The organism is Streptomyces sp. NPDC012474, assembly GCF_042955185.1.
Classification (GTDB): Bacteria; Actinomycetota; Actinomycetes; order Streptomycetales; family Streptomycetaceae; genus Streptomyces; species Streptomyces cahuitamycinicus.
Genome location: NZ_JBIBEP010000013.1, coordinates 228,182 through 246,755, shown reverse-complemented (window position 1 = coordinate 246,755; position 18,574 = coordinate 228,182). Strand labels below are relative to the sequence as shown.

Genomic DNA, 18,574 nt, shown 5'->3' with positions numbered 1-18,574 from the left:
GTGGTCTCCGGGGCGCCGCAGTGGGGGGGGGGGGGGGGGGGGGGGGGGGGGGGGGGCCCCCCCGCGCGCCCGTGGGGGGGGGGGGGGGCGGCCCCCGCGGCCCCCCCCCCCCCCCCCGGCGGGTCCTACTTCTGCTTGATCCTCAGGAACGTGACGGAGTTCGCCGGGAAGGTGTAAGTGAACTTCGCGGCCACGCCCCGGAGCGTGGACGTCACCGGTGTCACCGGGGTGTCCGTCTCGGTGTTCACGGCGTCCTCGTCGGCGGCCAGCGTGGTCACACGGGCCGTGGAGGCGGTCTTGACGCCACCGAGGTCGACCGCCGTACGGGCCTCGGCGGACTGGGCGTTGACGACCTTGACGATCAGGTCACCGGTCTTCGCGTCCTTGGTGACGACCTGGCGGAACGGCTCGGCCGGCTTGTCGTCCTTGAAGCTCCCCCACTCCTTGCCGTCGAGGAAGAGGGTGACCTGGCGGCCGCGGACCTTGATGTCGATGTCGTAGGCGCGGCCGGTCTCGATCGACCCCGCCTTCGTCATCAGCGTGCCCTTGCCACCGTCCACGGCCTGCTCGATCGCGGACTGGGTGTTGTTCCAGCCGCCCAGGTTCCACCAGTAGTAGTTGCCGGTGTCCTTGACGCCGAAGGCGACGAGGAAGCCCTCCTTGCCGGACTTCTTGGTGGCCTTCACATGCAGGTCGTAGTCCTTCCAGGCCGGGTCGCCCGCCGTGACCAGGGTGTTCTCGGCGGCGGTGTCGGTCTGGACGAAGCTCCCGTCCTGGACGCTCCAGCTGCCACGGCCGCTGGTGGTCCACTTCGAGGCGTCACCGGAGAAGTCGTCGCTGAGCAGCGTCGAGCCGTCCGCCGAGGTGACCTTCACATCGTCGTAGGCGGCGCTGGTCGCCCACGTCGACAGGCCGACGGCGCCGGTGATGGGGCCGCTGACGTCCGGGGTCGTGGTGGCCTTCGACGGGACGACGCGGTCGCCGACATTGGTCATGAACAGCTTCTGGACCTCGTAGTTGGCCGAGTTCCAGGAGGCCCGGTTGTTGAACCAGATCATGTCCGGCCGCCACTGCACGTAGTCCTCGTTGGCGAGCAGCGGGGCGTACGAGGCGAGTTTGACGATGTCGGCGTTGCGCTCCAGGCCGGTCATGAAGGCGGCTTCGGAGAGGCCGTTCTTCCAGGCGTTGCCCTGGGAGGCGTACTCGCCGAGGAAGACCTTCGGGCCGTTCCGGTCGTAGGAGTCGTAGCGGTCGTTGTTCTGCAGGAACCAGGTCGGGCTGTTGTAGTAGTGCTCGTCGACCATGTCGACCTTGCCCTCGCGGTTGAGCTGCCAGGCGGTGTCGAAGGTCGTGCCGGCGTCGTCCGGGCCCGAGTTGGAGACGACGGTGATGTCCGGGTACTTCGCCTTGATGGCCGTCCGGAACTGCTCGAAGCGGGCGAAGAACTCCTTCGGGAGGTTCTCCTCGTTGCCCACCCCGACGTGGGTCAGGTGGAACGGCTTGGGGTGGCCCATCCGCGCGCGGACCTTGCCCCACTTGGAGGTCGCCGGGCCGTTTGCGAACTCGATGAGGTCGAGGGTGTCCTGGATGTGCCGCTTGAGCAGGGCGTCGTCGTCGGTGGCCTTGTTCTGGCCGCAGCCGGTCACCAGGGCGGGGACGACGGGCAGCGGCATGGCGCCGACGTCCTCGGAGAAGCGGAAGTACTCGTAGTAGCCGAGACCGTAGCTCTGGTTGTAGCCCCAGAAGTTGGCGTTGGTGGCGCGCTGCTCTACGGGCCCGATGGTGTCCTTCCACTGGTAGCTGCGCTTGCGCTGCCAGTTCGAGGCCTCGCTGTAGTCCTCCATGGAGCCGGTGTTGACCAGGCAGCCGCCGGGGAAGCGCACGAAGCCGGGCTTCAGGGCGGCGATCTTCTCGGCGAGGTCCTTGCGCAGGCCGTTCGGCTGGTTCTTGTACGTCTCGCGCGGGAAGAGCGATATCTCGTCGAGCGCGGCGGCGTTCGACGAGGCGACGGCGAGCCGACCGCGGTTGCTCGTGCGGGTCGCCGTGAAGGTGGCCTTGTACTTGGCCCAGCCGCCCTTCGCGGCGACCTGGCGGGCGGTGGCGAGCGTGCCCGCGGTGTCCTTCAGCGAGACCGTGAGCGTGGTGCCGCTCGCGGCGCGGGCCCAGACGGAGAAGTCGTACCGCTTGCCCTTGTCGACCCGGATGCCGGTGTTGTAGCCGGCGTTCGTGACGGACGAGCCGGCGCCCAGGGAGAGGTAGTTGCGGTTGCGCTCGTTGAGGCGGCCCGCGTCGTTCACGACCTCGGCCGTGCCGCCGGCCGTCCACGAGGTCAGGGGCGTGTAGGAACCGTTGTCGGCGGTGGAGTACTCGAAGGATCGGTTCTGCACGAGCTCGGCGTACAGACCGCCGTCGGCGGCCCGGTTGATGTCCTCGAAGAAGACGCCGTACATCGTGTCGTCGATCGCGGCGCCCCTGGCGGACGGGTCGACGGTGATCGCGTAGTCGGCGACGTCCTCGGCGTGCGCGGGGGCCGGTACGAGGGCTGCTGCCGTCAGGAGGGCTGTGGTCGTGAGACCCACTCTCCATCGGGTGCTGGCGGTGGTGCTTGGCATGGATACTCCGCGGCTCTCTGATAGAGGAGTGTTCGAAATATCAGACATTGATCAGCACTTCGAACGGCAAGATAGGGAGGGGACGGATGCGCGTCAATGGGTCGTGCAGCAACCCGTGGGACGGAGAGCGGTACCGCATGGGCGAGTTCTGGCCAGTGCCGGACGTGCTGGCATATCTGGCCGGGTGCTGGCGCGTGACACGGTCGGTGCGGGATCTCGCGAGCGGCGCGGAGGGGGAGTTCACCGGCACCACCGAGTTCCGCGCGGAGAAGACCGGCGGGCTGCTGCACCACGAGTCCGGCACCTTCGTCTGGCAGGGCGTCGCCCGGCCCGCGGAGCGGACCCTGCGGTTCCTGCCCGGTCAGGGCGGCACGGCGGACGTGCGGTTCGCCGACGGGAGGCCGTTCCACGACCTCGACCTGACGTCCGGCCGCCATGCCGCCTGTCATCCCTGCTCGGCGGACCTCTACCGCGGAGAGTTCACCGTTCTGGACGCGGACCACTGGCGGACGGTGTGGCACGTCCGCGGCCCCGCCAAGGACCTGCTCCTGCGCACCGGCTACGCGCGCGAGGCCTGAGTGGACGCCCCCTCGAAGCGCAGGTTCCAGCGCCCCGCCCGGCCCGTCACGGAAGTCGTCGACAGCGGGCGGACGTCGATGTTCCAGTACGTCGAGGGGGGCGCCTTCAGGGCGTACACCAGCGCCGCCCGGATCACGGACGGCTCGGCCACCGCCACGACCCGGCAGCCGTCCTCGACGGGCCGGGTGTCCAGCCAGCCGCCGACCCGGGTGATGAAGTCGACCAGCGACTCCCCGCCGTGCGGTGTGGCGCGCGGGTCGGCCAGCCAGGCGTCCACGGCATCCGGCTCCCTGGCCATCGCCTCGCCCAGGGTCAGCCCGCGCCACCGGCCCATGTCACAGTCGCGCAGGCCCAGCTGCACCAGCGGCGCGTACCCGAGGCCCTCCCCCGTCGCCCGGCTGCGCGGAGTCGGCGAGCAGTAGCGCAGTTCGGCCGCGGCGCGCTCGGCGAGCACCGGGGAACTGCGCGCGGCGGCGACAAAGGTGACCCGAAGTGGCATGCGGAGATCGTGGGCGCAGCAAGTGCGCAGGTCAAGAGGTGTTACCTACGAGTTACCGAGGGTGTGCCGGCCTTCACCGGCCGAAGACGAGCGCCATCCAGTGCTCGGGCCGCTCCAGCGGGGCGAACCCGAACTTCTCGTAGACCCCGTGCGCGTCGTGCGTGGCGAGCAGCACCCGCCGCACCCCGTACGACCGCAGCTCGTCCCGCACGGCGGCCACGAGCGCGCCGCCGACGCCCTTGCCGCGCACCGACGGATCGACGTACACGTCACACAGCCACCCGAAGGTCGCCCGGTCGGTGATCACCCGCGCGTAGGCGACCTGCTCCCCCGAAACCGTCTCGTACACACCGAAGTTGAGCGACCCCTCGATCGCCCGGTCCTGCTTCTCCCGGGTACGCCCCAGCGCCCAGTACGCGTCGGTGGACAGCCAGTGGTGCACGCGCTCGCGGTCCACGCGGCCGGGGTCGGTGGAGATCTCGCAGCCCTCGGGCAGGCTCGGGGTGTCGGTCATGCCGCGATGCTCGCAGGCGGCCCTCAGGTGCGTCGAACGGTTATCCCAGCGCCTCGTCGCAGGCCGTGCGCAGCCGTCGTACGCCCTCGGCGATCTCCCCTGTCCCGGCGACCGCCGCGAAGCTGAGGCGGATGTGCCCGGCGGGCGGCTCGGCGCTGAAGTAGGGGCGGCCGGGGGTGATCGCGACGCCGGCGCGAAGGGCGGCGGACACCAGGGCCGCCTCGTCGGTTCCGTCGGGCAGACGGGGCCACAGGTGGTAGCCGCCGGACGGGATGTGCGGCAGGGCGAGCTCCGGCAGGTGCTGGGCGAGGGCGCCGGTCATCGCGTCCCGGCGTGCCCTCAACTCCGCGGAGACGGCCCGCAGGTGCCGCGGCCAGGCGGGCGAGCCGACGAGTTCGAGTGCCGCCTCCTGGAGCGGGCGCGGCACGAAGAACGTGTCGACGACCTGGATGGCCCGCAGCCGCTCCAGGACCGGCCCGCGCGCGGCCAGGGCGCTCACCCGGAAGCTGGGCGAGGTCGCCTTGGTGAGCGAGGAGACGTGGACGACGGCGCCGTCGGGGTCGTCGGCGGCCAGCGGGCGCGGCAACGGCCCCGCGTCCTCGTGCACCAGCCGCCGTACGAAGTCGTCCTCGACGACGAACGCGCCCGCCTCCCGGGCGATGCGCAGCACCTCGGCGCGCCGCCCGGGCGCGAGGACCGCGCCGGTGGGGTTCTGGAAGAGCGGCTGACAGACGAAGGCCGGGGCGCCGGTGGCCCGGAACGCGTCGGCGAGCAGCTCCGGTCGCACGCCGTCGGCGTCCACCGGGACGGGCACCGGGCGCAGGCCGGCGGCACGGGCGATGGCGAGCATGCCGGGGTAGGTCGGCGATTCGACCAGGACGGGGGCGCCGGGCGGGGCGAGGGCGCGCAGGGCGGTGGTGAGCGCGGACTGCCCGCCTGCGGTGATCAGCACCTCGGCGGCCGTGACCGCGCCGCCGATGCTCCGCGCGAACCACTCGCGCAGCTCCGGCAGCCCTTCCATGGGCGGCCGTCCCCAGGCACCGGGACGGCGCCCGGCCCGCGAGAGGGCGGCGGCCATCGCCCGCTCCGGCTGCAGCGACGGGTGCAGATAGCCGCCGTTGAACTCGATCACGCCGGGCGGCGGTGCGGCCAGCGACACCAGCACCCCGGAGGCGTCGACCGAGCGCGGCACGAGGTCGGCGGCACCGTCGGCGCTGAGCGCGACCTCCTGCCAGGAGGTGTCCCCGGCGGGGGCCGGCGCCGAACGGGCCTGCGCGCGGAAGGCGCCCGCGCCGGGCCGGGTGACCACCAGTCCCTCGGCGGCGAGCTGCGCCAGGGCCCGCGACACCGTCACCGGGCTCACCCGGAACCGCTCGACGAGCGCTCGACTCGACGGCAGCTTTCCACCGGGTGAGTAGCGGTCGAGTTCCCGCCTCAGTTGCTCTGCCAGCTCACCTACGCTGCTACGCTCTTGCATGAGAGCACAGAGTAGCGCTACTACGGCATCACCGATAGCAGTCGCCACCCCGGGCCCGGAGCGCCCCGGGTTCGGCACCCTTCAGGCCGCCCTCGGCGTCGTCGCCTTCTCCCTGACGTTCCCGGCCACCGCCTGGGGGCTGGAGGGCTTCGGGCCCTGGTCGCTGGTCGCCGTGCGGAGCGTCCTGGCCGCGGTGATCGCGGGCACCGCGCTCCTGCTGCTGCGCGTGCCACCGCCGGCCCGTCGGCACTGGCCGGGGCTCGCGGTCGTCGGGGCCGGTGTCGTCCTCGGTTTCCCCCTGCTCACCACGCTCGCGCTGGAGACCTCCACCACCGCGCACGCCGCCGTCGTGGTCGGGCTGCTGCCGCTGACGACGACTCTCCTCTCCGCGCTGCGCGTGGGCACCCGGCCCTCGCGCACCTTCTGGATCGCGGCCTGCGCGGGCGCGGCGGCGGTGCTGGCCTTCACCGCGCAGCAGAGCGGCGGCGCCCTGACCACCGCCGACCTGTACCTCTTCGCCGCGCTGCTGGTCTGCGCGGCCGGCTACACCGAGGGCGGCCGGCTGGCCCGGGTCATGCCGGGCTGGCAGGTGATCGGCTGGGCTCTGGTGCTGTGCCTGCCGCTGACCGTGCCCGTCGCCGCGCTCGCCCTGACGCAGGAGCCCGTGCGGCTGACCGCGCACAGCGTCACCGGACTGCTGTGGGTCGCGGCGGGCTCCCAGTTCGTCGGGCTGGTCGTCTGGTACCGCGGTATGGCGGCCATCGGCATCCCCAAGGCCAGCCAGTTGCAGCTCGCCCAGCCGCTGCTCACACTGGTGTGGTCGGTGCTGCTGCTGGGCGAGCACCTCACGGTCGCCGCCCCGCTGACGGCCGCGGCGGTGCTGGTCTGCATCGCCGTCACACAGCGATCACGCGGCTGAGCGGGACGGCGCGGGGCGCCTGTCGGCAGGCGCCCCGCGCCGTGGACTCGCCAGGCCACGGACCGCTGCTCCGCACCTCGTGAGGAGGCCCCAGATGCGCGCAACCGTGGGCGACCAGCTTGTCCAGCACGGCAGGGTGGTCGGTCAGCACGACAAGGTCGGCGAGATCGTCGAAGTGCTCGGCCAGGAGGGCGGCCCCCCGTACCGTGTCCGGTTCGAGGACGGGCACGAGGGCGTGTGCTCGCCCGGGCCGGACACGGAGATCCGGCACAGGGAGACCACCACCGGGCCGTGACTCAGGGGTCCCTGTGCCCGTCCGGGTCGCCCCCTCAGCGCGGGGGCGGCGCCGGCTGCCCGTAGTGGTCGGCGACGACCCGCGCCATCGCGCCGAGCCGGTCGGACGCCACGTCCTTGGCGGCGAAGTAGGCGTGTCCGCGGACCTGCGGGTACTCCCCGGCCAGCGTCAGGTGCCGGGAGAGTTCGCCCGCCTCCTGCCACGCCGCGGGCTGGGCCGGGTCACCGGCCTTGTACAGCGCCTCCCCCACGTAGAGCTGTGTCGGGCTGCCGTTCGCGACCTCCGCCCACCAGGGCACCAGCTTCGCGTAGTCGGCGGCGGCGAAACCGATGTTCCAGTACAGCTGCGGGACGATGTAGTCGATCCAGCCCTCGCGCACCCACTTCCGCGTGTCGGCGTGCAGATCGTCGTACGTCTCCACGCCCGCCCGGGTGTCCGAGCCGAGCGGGTCGGTCGCGGCGTTGCGCCACACGCCGAAGGGGCTGATGCCGAAGCGGGCATCCGGCCGGACCTCCTTGATGCGGTCCGCCGTCTCCCGGACCAGCCGGTCGATGTTGTCCCGCCGCCAGGCCGCACGGTCCGGGAAGCCGCCGCCGTGCTCGTCGTAGGCCGCGTCGTCGTCGAAGCTCTGCCCCGCCACGGGGTACGGGTAGAAGTAGTCGTCGAAGTGGACGCCGTCCACGGGATACTTCGCCACCGCGTCCAGCATCGCGTCCTCGACGAAGGCGCGGACCTCGGGCAGCCCCGGGTCGTAGAAGAGCTTCCCGCCGTACGTCACCACCCAGTCGGGGTTCTCGCGGGCGGGATGGGACGCGGCGAGCCGGGTCGGGTCGGCGTGCGTGGCGACCCGGTACGGGTTGAACCAGGCGTGCAGCCGAAGGCCCCGCGCATGCGCCTCCTCGACCGCCGTGCCCAGCGGGTCCCAGCCGGGGTCCTTGCCCTGGGTGCCGGTGAGGTACTGCGACCAGGGCTCGTACGGCGAGGGCCACAGGGCGTCCGCCGTGGGACGGACCTGGAAGAACACGGTGTTGAGCCGGTTGCGGACGGCGGTGTCGAGATGGGTGAGCAGTTCGGCGCGCTGCTGCGACGCGGTGAGCCCGGCCTTCGAGGGCCAGTCGCGGTTGGCCACGGTCGCGATCCAGACGCCCCGCATCTCGGAGTCCGGTGCTCCGCCCCGGCGTCCGGTCGCGGCCGACGCCTGAGGCATCATCGTGAAGGCCGACAGCGCCGCCACCGCGAACGCCCTGCGTGACACTCGTCCCATCCGCATGCCCCAAAAGCCGCGGATCCGCCGGTCGCGGATCGTTCGGGCCCAGCATGCCCGACGCGGACCCGACCCCCGCGATCGATCATCGATACTTCGGAGTAACGTGCACGAACGGAGCAGGCCCCGGGACCCGGCGAACCTGCCCGGATGTGGATCAGCAGCGAAAGGGACGATGTGACGGACATCCCAGCGGGAGACATTGCACGCGTCGGAGTCGTGGGCTGCGGTCAGATGGGCGCGGGGATCGCCGAGGTGTGCGCCCGGGCCGGCCTGGACGTCATGGTCGCCGAGACCACCGGCGAAGCCCTGGAGATCGGCCGCACCCGGCTGTTCACCTCCCTGGCCAAGGCGGCCGAGCGCGGCAAGATCACCGAGGAGGAGCAGGAGGCCACGCTGGCCCGCCTGAGCTTCACCACCGACCTCGGCGAGTTCGCCGACCGTGACCTCGTGATCGAGGCCGTCGTCGAGAACGAGCAGGTCAAGACCGAGATCTTCCAGGTCCTGGACCAGGTCGTGACCCGGCCGGACGCGATCCTGGCCTCCAACACCTCGTCCATCCCGCTGGTGAAGCTGGCGGTGGCGACGTCGCGGCCCGACCAGGTCATCGGCATCCACTTCTTCAACCCGGCTCCGGTGCAGAAGCTCGTCGAGCTGATCCCGGCGCTGACCACGTCCGAGGGCACCATCGGGCGCGCCCAGCTGTTCACGGAGAAGCTGCTGGGCAAGCACGCCATCCGTGCCCAGGACCGCTCCGGCTTCGTGGTCAACGCGCTGCTGATCCCGTACCTGCTCTCCGCGATCCGGATGTTCGAGACGGGCATCGCCAGCCGCGAGGACATCGACAACGGCATGGAGATGGGCTGCGCCCACCCGATGGGCCCGCTGAAGCTGTCCGACCTGATCGGCCTGGACACGGTCGTCTCGGTCGCGCAGTCCATGTACGAGGAGTACAAGGAGCCCCTGTACGCCGCTCCCCCGCTCCTGCAGCGCATGGTCGACGCGGGCCGGCTGGGCCGCAAGTCGGGCTCGGGCTTCTACACGTACGCCTGACCGTCCGGCTGACACAGCCGCCTCAACGCCGCCGCTCCTCCGGCCACGGCCGGAACCGGCGGCGTCCCCATTCCTGCGCCTGCTCGCTGATGCGGCGGCGCAGCCAGCCCATCCAGAAGGCGAGCGGAGTGGCCACGAGAGCGACCAACAGCGCCGTGCCCCACCCCTGTCCGCCGGAGGAGTACCGGAACACCACGACCAACAGCGCGTAGAGCGCCAGCGCATACGCCGCGTTCTTCTGCCACTTCGTCATGAGTCCCGGGTACCCCCGAGGCCGATTACGGACGGTCAGATTTCGGCCATGCTGCGGGCCCGGCACCGGATTTGGTGCCGGGCTCGCGGCATTCACACACCGTGTGCGCGCCGGGCTCGCATATGCCCCTCGCACACTCTCCCCATGCGCCCACCAGGCGAGTTGACTCCACAGCGCAGGCAAGGGATGTGAAACGACTACGGAAAGGAGCGGACTCGTGACCGCCGATCCCGAGCATCCCGTCGTCCACGGAGAACTCGCAGAGTTACGACGCCGCCTCGATGTGGCCTACGCCCGCGTCGAGGGCGGACTGGCTCTGCTCAGCCACCGCACCGAGGAGACCGCCAAGGAGATCGAGGAGCTCAACACCCGGATCCACACGCTCGAACACGCGCGCTGGCCGCTGCCCGCGGTCGCCGCCCTCACCGCCGTGGGTGCCCTCGTCATGGCGATCTGGCAGACCCTGGGCCGTTGACTCAGGGCAGCGTGTCCTGACCGAGCCTGAGATGGTGCAGCAGCAGTAACGCGGCCGCCATGTTGGCGGCCGGGACCTCGCCGCGGGCGACCATGTCGGGGACGAGCTTGAGAGGCACCCATTCCCTGCGGTCCGACTCGAAGTCGTCCACCGGGTGCCCGACGTACTCGCCCTCGTCGGCCCAGTACACGTGGTGCCGGGCGTCGGTGAGCCCGTTGGACGGCTCCACGCTCATGAGGTGGCGCAGGGGTCCCGGCCGCCAGCCGGTCTCCTCCTCCAGTTCCCTGGCGGCCGCGCGGGCGACGTCCTCGCCGTCCTCGACGACGCCCGCCGCGAGTTCCCACCCCCAGCTGTCGGTGATGAAACGGTGCCGCCAGAGCAGCAGCACCTCGTTGGCCTCGTTCACGACCGTGGCCACCGCGACGGGCCGCAGCCGTATGAGGAAGTGGTCCAGGTGCCTGCCGTCCGGCAGTTCGACATCCGCGAGATTGACGCTGAACCAGCGGTTTGAGTACACAGTTTGCTCGTTGTGTTTCGTCCACTGCACGGTTCTGCCACCTTCCGTCGAGTAAGTGGCAATATCGCAGCAGGGACGGAGGGACAGCAGGCGCACGGGAAGCGCCTCGGAGCGAGACCGGGCACCACCGCCCGGGTCTACAACGGTACGCGCAGGGCCCCGTCGATGAGTTCGGCGGCCTCGGCCGTGCCCGCACAGCCACTGCGCACCAGGTGCTCCCGCACCGCGCGCAGCCGGTCGCGCAGCCGCTGGGACTCCATGCCCCGGGCCTGCTCGGCCATCTGCACGGCGATGACCACCGCCTTGTCGGCGTTGCCCTGCCGCAGCTCGATGGTGCTGAGCATGGCCAGCCGGTGCACCCGGCCGCGGTCGTGCGCCGGGTTGTCGACAGCGGCCGCGGCATGCTCCCCGGCGGCCGCGATCTCCCCGAGGCTCAGCAGCGCCTCCGCCACCTGGACGTTGACGAGCCCGGGCTGGACATAACCGGTCTCGTCGGGCTCGTAGCCGCGCCGGATGCGCTCGGCGGCCTGCTCCGCCCGCCGGATGCAGGACAGGGCGCTCCCGCCGTCGCCGAGATGCGCGTACGCCTTGGCCTGCATCGCGTAGAGGTCGGAGGCGAGCGCCGGGGTGATGTGCTTGCCGGCGGCCCGCAGCGCCGCCTCCGCGAAGGCGACGGACTGCCGGTACTCCCGCATGAACAGCGACTGGTTGACGAGCAGGGCGATCACATACGCCCCGAGACCCCGGTCCCCGCTGGCCTTGGCCAGCCGCAGAGCCTGGTGGAAGTAGCGCTGGGCGAGGCCGTGCGCGTCGGAGTCGTAGGCGCAGATACCGGCGACCGCCACCAACCCGCCGGTGGCCCGGTGCAGTTGGCGGCCGGTTTCGTCGGTGTAGCTGCCGCGCAGCAGCGGCGCGGCCTCGGCGTTGAGGAAGCCGACGATGCGGGCGCGCGTGGCGATGCCCCCTGCCTTGCGGTACATCTGCTCGTAGTGCGTCCGGGCGGCCCGCAGCGTCTCCAGGTCGCCCGGGGTGACACGGTGTCTGCCGCCGCGGGAGACGTCCACGTCCTCGGGCGGGTTCTCCCACTCCCACACCGGCATCACGGCCGGCGTGCCGGTGAGCGCGGGTGCGCCCAGGAGGTGCGGGCGCTGCTGCTGGTCGGATCGCCACAGCGCGGTGGCCCGTTCGACGAACCCGGACAGCGAGCCGGTGTGCGGGGCGGACGGCTCGCCGGGCATGCCGAGGCCGATGTCGTCGAGGGTCACCGGCCGCTGCAGCCGGGCCGCGAGCACCTCGCAGATCAGGTCGGGCACCTGACCGCGGGGGCGCTGCCCCTTCAACCACCGGGCGACGGCGGTGTGTTCGTACCTCAGGGACAGGCCACGCGCCCGTCCCGCCTGATTGACGTGTGCGGCCAGCCCCGCGTGCGAGATCCCCGCCTCGTCCAGGATCGCGTCGAGCAGAGTGTTGGGCTGCATGTGGGCCCCCCGGGTGGCTCGGTGCGGCCAGGTTAGTGGTTCCGCCTTCACACGGGGTGTGAACGGAGTACTCGAATCCGCACGGTGCGCGCACTGTCGCTGAGAGTCGCCGACGGGTTGACTGAGATGCCTCGAAAGAGGCCGGCCGGGCCGCCGACTCCCCCTCGTACAGTGCGGCGGCCCGCTACCGCCGTCCGCCCGGCCGCCTGCCCGACACTCCGTGGCGGGGCGGACGGCTCCGCCGGCCACGCCCCGTAGGGGGCGCGGGGAACCGCGCGACCAGCCACCACCAACTCGCAGCCGGCAAGACAGCGCAGTCCCCCACGACGCTAACTCCGCAACTCAGCCCCTACGCGTTCACCCGCAAGAGCAACCGCCGCGTCCCGGGCCGCCGACGCCTCATCCACCGTCAGCGTCCGGTCAGCCGCCCGGAACCGCAACGCATACGCGAGCGACTTCCGCCCCTCGCCCAACTGCTCGGCGTTCTCGTACACATCGAACAGCCGGATGGACTCCAGCAGTTCCCCGGCGCCGGCCCGCAGGGCCTCCTCGACCTCCGCCGCCGGAACCACCGCGTCGACGACCAGGGCGACATCCTGCGTGGCGACGGGGAACGTGGAGATCCGCGGCGCCGCGGCCGTGGCGTCACCGGCGGCCTCCACCGCGTCCAGGTCGATCTCCATCGCGCAGCTGCGCGCGGGCAGTCCGAGGGCCTTCACCACCCGCGGGTGCAACTCGCCCGCGTGCCCCACGACCCGCTCGGCGCCGTCCACGGTGACCACCAGCTCGGCGCACCGCCCGGGGTGCCACGGTCCATACTGGCCCTTGCGGATGACGAGTTCGGCACCGGCCTCACGGGCGACGGACCGGGCGGCCTCGACCGCGTCGGCCCAGTCGGCCGGACGGCCCTTGCCCCACCAGCCGGCCTGTTCGCGCGCACCGGCGAGGACGACGGCCACGTGCCGCGGCTGCTCGGGCAGCGCCGCGTTCAGCTCGGCGAGCTCCTCGTCGGTCGGACGGCGGTCGACGGGCAGCACGGCCGCGATCCGCTGCTCCGCGCGCGGCAGGAAGACCAGGCCGGACTCGAACAGCGCGAGGTCGTGCGAGCCGCGGCCGTCGTTGCGGCGCAGGGCGGCGAGCAGGCCCGGCAGCAGCGACGTGCGCAGTGCGGGCTCCTCGTCGTTCAGCGGGTTGCTGAGCTTCACGACGCGGCGGGCCGGGTCGTCCGCTTCCAGGCCGAGCTGGTCGAAGACCTGCTCACCGATGAACGGGTAGTTCAGCGCCTCGACGTACCCGGCACCGGCCAGGGCACGGCCCACGCGGCGGTGCAGCCGCTGCCGTTCGGTCAGGCCGAGGCCGGCCGGCGGCCTGGGCAGCGTTGAGGGCAGGTTCTCGTAGCCCTCCAGCCGGATGACCTCTTCGGCCAGGTCGTTCGGGTCGGTGAGGTCGGGCCGCCAGGACGGCACGGTGACGATCAGGTCGTCCTGCCCGTACACGTCGCAGCCGACCTCCTGGAGGCGGCGCACGACGGTCTCGCGGCCGTAGGCGACGCCCGCGACCTTGTCCGGGTGGTCGGCCGGGACGGCGATGGTGCGCGGCGCGGAGGGAGCGAGGACCTCGGTGACGCCGGCCTCGGCGGTGCCGCCCGCGAGCAGCACCAGCAGGTCGACGGTGCGCTGCGCGGCGGCAGCGGCGGCCTGCGGGTCGACACCTCGCTCGAAGCGCCGGGACGCCTCGGAGGACAGCTTGTGGCGGCGGGCGGTGCGCGCGATCGACACCGCGTCGAAGTGCGCGGCCTCGATGACGACGTCCGCCGTGGCGTTCTCCACGTCGTCGTGGTCGGCGATCTCCGTGTTGGCGCCGCCCATGACGCCGGCGAGCCCGATGGGGCCCCGGTCGTCGGTGATCACCAGGTCCTCGGTGTCCAGCGTGCGCTCGACACCGTCGAGGGTGGTGAGCTTCTCGCCCGCCTCGGCCCGGCGCACGCCGATGGTGCCCTCGACCAGGCCGCGGTCGTAGGCGTGCAGCGGCTGGCCGAGCTCCGTCATCACGTAGTTCGTGACGTCGACGGCGAGGGAGATCGGGCGCATGCCGACCTTCTGGAGCCGGCGCTGGAGCCAGATCGGGGAGCGGGCCTCGGCGCTGAGGCCGGTCACCGTGCGGGCCGTGAAGCGGTCGCAGCCGGTCGGGTCCGAGACCTGCACCGGGTAGCCGTAGGCGTTCGGGCCGGGCACGTCGAGCAGGGCCGGGTCGCGCAGCGGCAGGCCGTAGGCGATGGCGGTCTCGCGGGCGACGCCGCGGATGGACAGGCAGTAGCCGCGGTCGGGCGTGACGGCGATGTCGAGGACCTCGTCGACCAGTTCCAGCAGCTCGATCGCGTCCTTGCCGACCTCGGTCTCCGGGGGCAGCACGATGATGCCCTTGGTGCCGTCGTCGCCCATGTTCAGCTCGTCGCTGGAGCAGATCATGCCGTGCGAGTTCCTGCCGTACGTCTTGCGCGCGGAGATCGTGAAACCGCCGGGCAGCGAGGCGCCGGGCAGGACCACGACGACCTTGTCGCCGACCGCGAAGTTACGGGCGCCGCAGACGATCTCCTGGGGCTCACCCGTCCCGTTGGCCTGGCCGACATCGACGGTGCAGAAGCGGATCGGCTTCTTGAAGCCCTCCAGCTCCTCGATGGTCAGCACCTGGCCGACGACCAGCGGCCCCTTGAGGTCGGCGCCGAGCTGCTCGACGGTCTCGACCTCCAGACCGGCCGAAATGAGCTTGGCCTGCACGTCCCGACCGGTCTCCGTCTCCGGCAGGTCGACGTACTCCCGCAGCCAAGAAAGCGGGACCCGCATCAGATCTCCATCCCGAACGGCCGGGTGAACCGGACGTCACCCTCGACCATGTCTCGCATGTCTTCGACGTTGTGGCGGAACATCAGCATCCGCTCGATGCCGAACCCGAAGGCGAACCCGCTGTACTTCTCGGGGTCGACGCCGCAGGCCGTGAGCACCCGCGGGTTGACCATGCCGCAGCCGCCCAGCTCGATCCAGCCCTCGGAGGAGCAGGTGCGGCAGGGGCGGTCGGGGTTGCCGATGGACTCGCCCTTGCAGACGTAGCAGAGCATGTCCATCTCGGCGCTCGGCTCGGTGAACGGGAAGTAGTTCGGCCGCAGCCGGGTCTTCATGTCCGCGCCGAACAGAGCCTGGACCATGTGGTCGAGCGTGCCCTTGAGGTCCGCCATGGTCAGGCCCTCGTCGATCGCGAGCAGCTCGATCTGGTGGAAGACGGGCGTGTGCGTGGCGTCCAGTTCGTCGGTGCGGAACACGCGGCCGGGGCAGACGATGTAGACCGGCAGCTCACGGTCGAGCAGCGCGCGGGCCTGCACCGGGGAGGTGTGCGTGCGCAGGACGACGCCGGACCCGGACTCCTCGGTGCCCTTGGGGCCCTGCACGAAGAAGGTGTCCTGCATCTGCCGGGCCGGGTGGTCGGGCAGGAAGTTGAGGGCGTCGAAGTTGAACCACTCCGCCTCGGCCTCCGGACCTTCGGCGACCTCGTAGCCCATGGCCACGAAGACGTCCGCGACCCGCTCCATCATGGTGGTGAGCGGGTGCCGGGCGCCGGACGGTACGCGGTCGTACGGCAGCGTGACGTCCACCGCCTCCTCGACGAGCACACGCGCGTCCCGCTCGGCCTCGAGTTCCACCTGGCGGGCGGCGAGGGCCTTGTTCACGGCGCCGCGGGCCTGGCCGACGCGCTTGCCGGCCTCGGCCTTGGCGTGCGGGGGCAGCGCGCCGATCTCGCGGTTGGCGAGGGCCAGCGGGGAGGCGGGGCCGGTCTGGGCGACCTTGGCCTCGTGGAGCGCTTCGAGGGAGTCCGCGGCGGCGAAGGCGGCGAGCGCCTCGTCCCGCATGCGCTCGATCTCTTCCGGTTTCAACGTCTCGACCTCGACCGGGTCGTACGACTTATTCGGTGCCGACATCTCTTCCCGTGCTTCCGGTTGGCTGGCTGAAGGTCCCCGTCACCGACTCGGACGGCTGCCTGAAGGGACACAAAGGTGCCAATGGCCGAGTCTAACGGGGTGGAGGTATGCGAATGCGCCCGTGGGGGGCTCAGGCGAGATAGGCCGGAGCGCTCACGGGCAACGTAAATCGGAACTCGGCGCCGGCGCCGGGGGCGCGACCGACCGTGATGGTGCCGCCGTGGGCTTCGACGATGCCCTTGACGATGTAGAGCCCGAGGCCGGTGCCGCCGCGCTTGCTGCCCCGCCAGAAGCGGGTGAAGACGCGGTTCATGGACTCCTCCGGGATGCCGGGGCCCTCGTCGCTCACGGTGACCGACGTGGCTGCGTTCTCGGCGTACTCGCCCTCGCGGAGGGACGCCGTGGCCGTGACGTCGATCGTGACAGTTCCCTCGCCGTGGCGCACGGCGTTTTCCAGCAGGTTGCTGAGCACCTGGTCGATCTTGTCGGGGTCGGCCCACAGGTCGGGCAGCGGCTGCTGGACGCGCAGCAGGAACCGGTCGGCGGGCTGCCCGGCGGCGACGTAGGCCTGGATGTGCCGTCCGACGGCGGCGCCGATGTCGACGGGCTGGCGGCGCAACTCCAACCGGCCGGAGTCGATCCGGGAGATGTCGAGCAGCTCGGCGATCAGCCGGGTGACCCGGTCGGCGTCGGCGTCGACTGTCTCCAGCATCAGCCGCTTCTGGTCGTCGGTGAAGCGTTCCCACTTGGCGAGCAGCGTGGCGGTGAAGCCCTTGACGGAGGTGAGCGGGGAGCGCAGTTCGTGGGCGACGGTGGCGATCAGCTCGGCGTGGCTGCGCTCGGTGCGGCGGCGGGCCTCGGTGTCGCGCAGGGTGACGACGAGGCGCCGGACGGGGCCGGTGGGCCGGGTGCGGACGTAGCGCGCGGAGACCAGCACCTCACGGCCGCCGGGCAGGAGAAGGTTGCGCTCGGGCTGTCCGACGCGGATGGCGAGGCCGCCGTACGGATCGGTCAGCTGCCACCAGCGCCGGCCCTCCAGGTCCTCTAACGGCAGGACCTTCTCCAGCCGCTGCCCGAGGGCGTCCCGGGCGCGGACGGCGGTGATGCGCTCGGCGGCGGCGTTGAAGCAGATCACGTGGCCCTGCTCGTCGGCGACGACGAGCCCGTCGGGCAGGTGGTCGGGGTCGATGCCGAGGCCGGCGGGATCACCGGGTGGCCGGGACGCGGCGGGTGGGCGCCCGGCGTCCTGGGCCCCTGGCGCGCTGCTCGTACCGACACTCATCCCCGTACCCCACCTCCAAGGCTCCGCAGAGGGGTCCTGAGCTGGTCACCCTACTAGTTCCCGGTGACGGAGCGGCACCCTCCGGAGGCGCGCTGTGCACGCGCCGACGCGTAGAGACATACGGCGGCCGCGGTGGCGAGGTTCAGACTCTCGGCCTTCCCGTGGATCGGGACACGGACGACGGCGTCGGTGAGGGCACGGGTCTCCTCCGGCAGGCCCCAGGCCTCGTTGCCGAAGACCCAGGCGGTCGGCCCGCCCATGGTGCCCTTGTCGAGCTCGTCGTCGAGGTCGCGGTCGCCGGCCCCGTCGGCGGCGAGAATCCGGACACCGGCGTCCCGCAGTCCGTCCACGGCCTGCTCCACGGGGACGCCGACGGCGACGGGCAGGTGGAACAGGGAGCCGACGGAGGCGCGGACGGCCTTGGGGTTGTACACGTCGACGGAGGCGTCGGTCAGGACGACGGCCTCGGCACCGGCGGCGTCGGCGCAGCGCAGCACGGTCCCGGCGTTGCCCGGGTCACGGACGTTGGCGAGGAGCGCGACGAGCCGGGGACGGGCCGCGAGGACCTCCTCGAAGGGCGTGTCCAGGAACCGGCAGACGCCGACGAGGCCCTGCGGGGTGACGGTGGTGGAGATGTCGGCGATGACCTGCTCGGCGGCGAGGTGCACCCTGGCTCCGGCGTCCCGGGCGGCCCCGACGATGTCGGCGTAGCGCTCGGCGGCCTCCAGCGTCGTGAACAGCTCCACGAGCGTGGCCGCGTCCGCGGTCCGGTGCCCGGCGGCCTCCCGGACGGCCTGCGGCCCCTCCGCCAGGAACAGCCGGTCCTTCCCCCGGAAGTTCCGCTTGGCCAGCCGCCGCGCGGCCAGGACGCGGGGGGAGCGGGGGGAGACGAGCTCGGGGGTGGCAGGCATCCTGTTCGCTTTCTCGGTGGCTACACAGCAGGACCCGCAGACCGTCCGGCCTGCGGGTCCTTCAGTCACATCGGCTCTGAGCCGGCGTCACGCGGCCTTCGGCGCGTTGACGTCGCTCGGCAGCGCCTTCTGGGCGACCTCGATGAGCGCGGCGAACGCACCGGCGTCGTTGACGGCCAGCTCGGCCAGGATCTTGCGGTCGACCTCGATGTTCGCGGCCTTCAGACCCTGGATGAAGCGGTTGTAGGTCATGCCGTTGGCGCGGGCAGCGGCGTTGATGCGCTGGATCCACAGCTGACGGAAGTCGCCCTTGCGCTTCTTGCGGTCGTTGTAGTTGTAGACCAGCGAGTGGGTGACCTGCTCCTTGGCCTTGCGGTAAAGGCGCGAGCGCTGACCGCGGTAGCCGGAGGCCTGCTCGAGGATCGCCCGGCGCTTCTTGTGGGCGTTGACTGCCCGCTTGACGCGTGCCACTTGTT

The 18,574-nt window shown here is 71.8% G+C and carries 18 protein-coding genes; 5 read left to right on the top strand and 13 right to left on the bottom strand.

Features of this window, described 5'->3' with window-relative positions:
- Positions 1 to 125: 125 nt before the first annotated feature.
- Complete coding sequence (locus tag ACFY9S_RS27105) at positions 126 to 2,612, bottom strand: alpha-L-arabinofuranosidase C-terminal domain-containing protein (RefSeq protein ID WP_391132761.1); 2,487 nt, start codon at positions 2,610 to 2,612, stop codon at positions 126 to 128.
- 137 nt (positions 2,613 to 2,749) lie between these two features.
- Between ACFY9S_RS27105 and ACFY9S_RS27100 the strand changes: the two genes are divergently transcribed.
- Positions 2,750 to 3,190: a DUF6314 family protein gene (locus ACFY9S_RS27100; RefSeq protein ID WP_391132797.1), complete on the top strand. Its 441-nt coding sequence runs from the start codon at positions 2,750 to 2,752 to the stop codon at positions 3,188 to 3,190.
- Here ACFY9S_RS27100 and ACFY9S_RS27095 read toward each other — a convergent pair.
- The 3 genes from ACFY9S_RS27095 to ACFY9S_RS27085 all read right to left on the bottom strand — a co-directional run bounded on the left by ACFY9S_RS27095 (position 3,172) and on the right by ACFY9S_RS27085 (position 5,681).
- The gene (locus tag ACFY9S_RS27095) at positions 3,172 to 3,690 is read right to left on the bottom strand and encodes a histidine phosphatase family protein (protein WP_391132758.1); all 519 of its coding nucleotides are present in this window, start codon (positions 3,688 to 3,690) and stop codon (positions 3,172 to 3,174) included. The two genes, ACFY9S_RS27100 and ACFY9S_RS27095, sit on opposite strands and share 19 nt — an antisense overlap.
- A gap of 73 nt (positions 3,691 to 3,763) precedes the next feature.
- Entirely contained in the window at positions 3,764 to 4,204 is a 441-nt protein-coding gene (locus tag ACFY9S_RS27090) for a GNAT family N-acetyltransferase (protein ID WP_391132755.1), read from the bottom strand.
- Between the two features lie 40 nt (positions 4,205 to 4,244).
- Positions 4,245 to 5,681 carry an aminotransferase class I/II-fold pyridoxal phosphate-dependent enzyme gene (locus tag ACFY9S_RS27085; protein WP_391132752.1) on the bottom strand — a complete coding sequence of 479 codons (1,437 nt, stop codon included), beginning with the start codon at positions 5,679 to 5,681 and terminating at the stop codon, positions 4,245 to 4,247.
- Between ACFY9S_RS27085 and ACFY9S_RS27080 the strand changes: the two genes are divergently transcribed.
- Complete coding sequence (locus ACFY9S_RS27080) at positions 5,680 to 6,600, top strand: EamA family transporter (protein WP_391132749.1); 921 nt, start codon at positions 5,680 to 5,682, stop codon at positions 6,598 to 6,600. The two genes, ACFY9S_RS27085 and ACFY9S_RS27080, sit on opposite strands and share 2 nt — an antisense overlap.
- Before the next feature lie 94 nt (positions 6,601 to 6,694).
- Positions 6,695 to 6,895, top strand: coding sequence for a DUF1918 domain-containing protein (locus ACFY9S_RS27075; RefSeq protein ID WP_107458238.1), 201 nt, complete (start codon positions 6,695 to 6,697; stop codon positions 6,893 to 6,895).
- 34 nt (positions 6,896 to 6,929) lie between these two features.
- Here the strand turns inward: ACFY9S_RS27075 and ACFY9S_RS27070 are convergent, their stop codons facing one another.
- Positions 6,930 to 8,159 (bottom strand): family 10 glycosylhydrolase, encoded by a 1,230-nt coding sequence (locus ACFY9S_RS27070; RefSeq protein ID WP_391132745.1) that lies wholly within the window; start codon positions 8,157 to 8,159, stop codon positions 6,930 to 6,932.
- Between the two features lie 177 nt (positions 8,160 to 8,336).
- On the opposite strand from ACFY9S_RS27070, the gene ACFY9S_RS27065 reads away from it, so the two are divergent.
- Complete coding sequence (locus ACFY9S_RS27065) at positions 8,337 to 9,212, top strand: 3-hydroxybutyryl-CoA dehydrogenase (protein WP_391132794.1); 876 nt, start codon at positions 8,337 to 8,339, stop codon at positions 9,210 to 9,212.
- A gap of 22 nt (positions 9,213 to 9,234) precedes the next feature.
- Here the strand turns inward: ACFY9S_RS27065 and ACFY9S_RS27060 are convergent, their stop codons facing one another.
- A complete protein-coding gene (locus tag ACFY9S_RS27060; RefSeq protein WP_391132744.1) occupies positions 9,235 to 9,465 on the bottom strand; it encodes a hypothetical protein in 231 nt (76 codons plus the stop codon).
- A gap of 217 nt (positions 9,466 to 9,682) precedes the next feature.
- Between ACFY9S_RS27060 and ACFY9S_RS27055 the strand changes: the two genes are divergently transcribed.
- On the top strand, positions 9,683 to 9,940 hold the full coding sequence (locus ACFY9S_RS27055; RefSeq protein WP_388251287.1) for a hypothetical protein: 258 nt from the start codon (positions 9,683 to 9,685) through the stop codon (positions 9,938 to 9,940).
- 1 nt (position 9,941) lies between these two features.
- Here the strand turns inward: ACFY9S_RS27055 and ACFY9S_RS27050 are convergent, their stop codons facing one another.
- From ACFY9S_RS27050 to rplT, 7 genes are all read right to left on the bottom strand, one after another.
- Positions 9,942 to 10,487: an NUDIX hydrolase gene (locus tag ACFY9S_RS27050; RefSeq protein ID WP_388251285.1), complete on the bottom strand. Its 546-nt coding sequence runs from the start codon at positions 10,485 to 10,487 to the stop codon at positions 9,942 to 9,944.
- A 107-nt stretch (positions 10,488 to 10,594) separates the two neighbouring features.
- The gene (locus tag ACFY9S_RS27045; protein WP_391132740.1) at positions 10,595 to 11,935 is read right to left on the bottom strand and encodes a transcriptional regulator; all 1,341 of its coding nucleotides are present in this window, start codon (positions 11,933 to 11,935) and stop codon (positions 10,595 to 10,597) included.
- 329 nt (positions 11,936 to 12,264) lie between these two features.
- A complete protein-coding gene (pheT, locus tag ACFY9S_RS27040) occupies positions 12,265 to 14,778 on the bottom strand; it encodes a phenylalanine--tRNA ligase subunit beta (protein ID WP_391132737.1) in 2,514 nt (837 codons plus the stop codon).
- On the bottom strand, positions 14,778 to 15,905 hold the full coding sequence (pheS, locus tag ACFY9S_RS27035; protein WP_391132734.1) for a phenylalanine--tRNA ligase subunit alpha: 1,128 nt from the start codon (positions 15,903 to 15,905) through the stop codon (positions 14,778 to 14,780). The genes pheT and pheS overlap by 1 nt, the downstream gene beginning before the upstream one ends.
- A gap of 130 nt (positions 15,906 to 16,035) precedes the next feature.
- On the bottom strand, positions 16,036 to 17,187 hold the full coding sequence (locus ACFY9S_RS27030) for an ATP-binding protein (protein ID WP_391132732.1): 1,152 nt from the start codon (positions 17,185 to 17,187) through the stop codon (positions 16,036 to 16,038).
- A 53-nt stretch (positions 17,188 to 17,240) separates the two neighbouring features.
- Positions 17,241 to 18,098: a TrmH family RNA methyltransferase gene (locus ACFY9S_RS27025; RefSeq protein WP_391132729.1), complete on the bottom strand. Its 858-nt coding sequence runs from the start codon at positions 18,096 to 18,098 to the stop codon at positions 17,241 to 17,243.
- A gap of 87 nt (positions 18,099 to 18,185) precedes the next feature.
- Entirely contained in the window at positions 18,186 to 18,569 is a 384-nt protein-coding gene (gene rplT, locus ACFY9S_RS27020) for a 50S ribosomal protein L20 (protein ID WP_097215629.1), read from the bottom strand.
- Between the last annotated feature and the right edge of the window lie 5 nt (positions 18,570 to 18,574).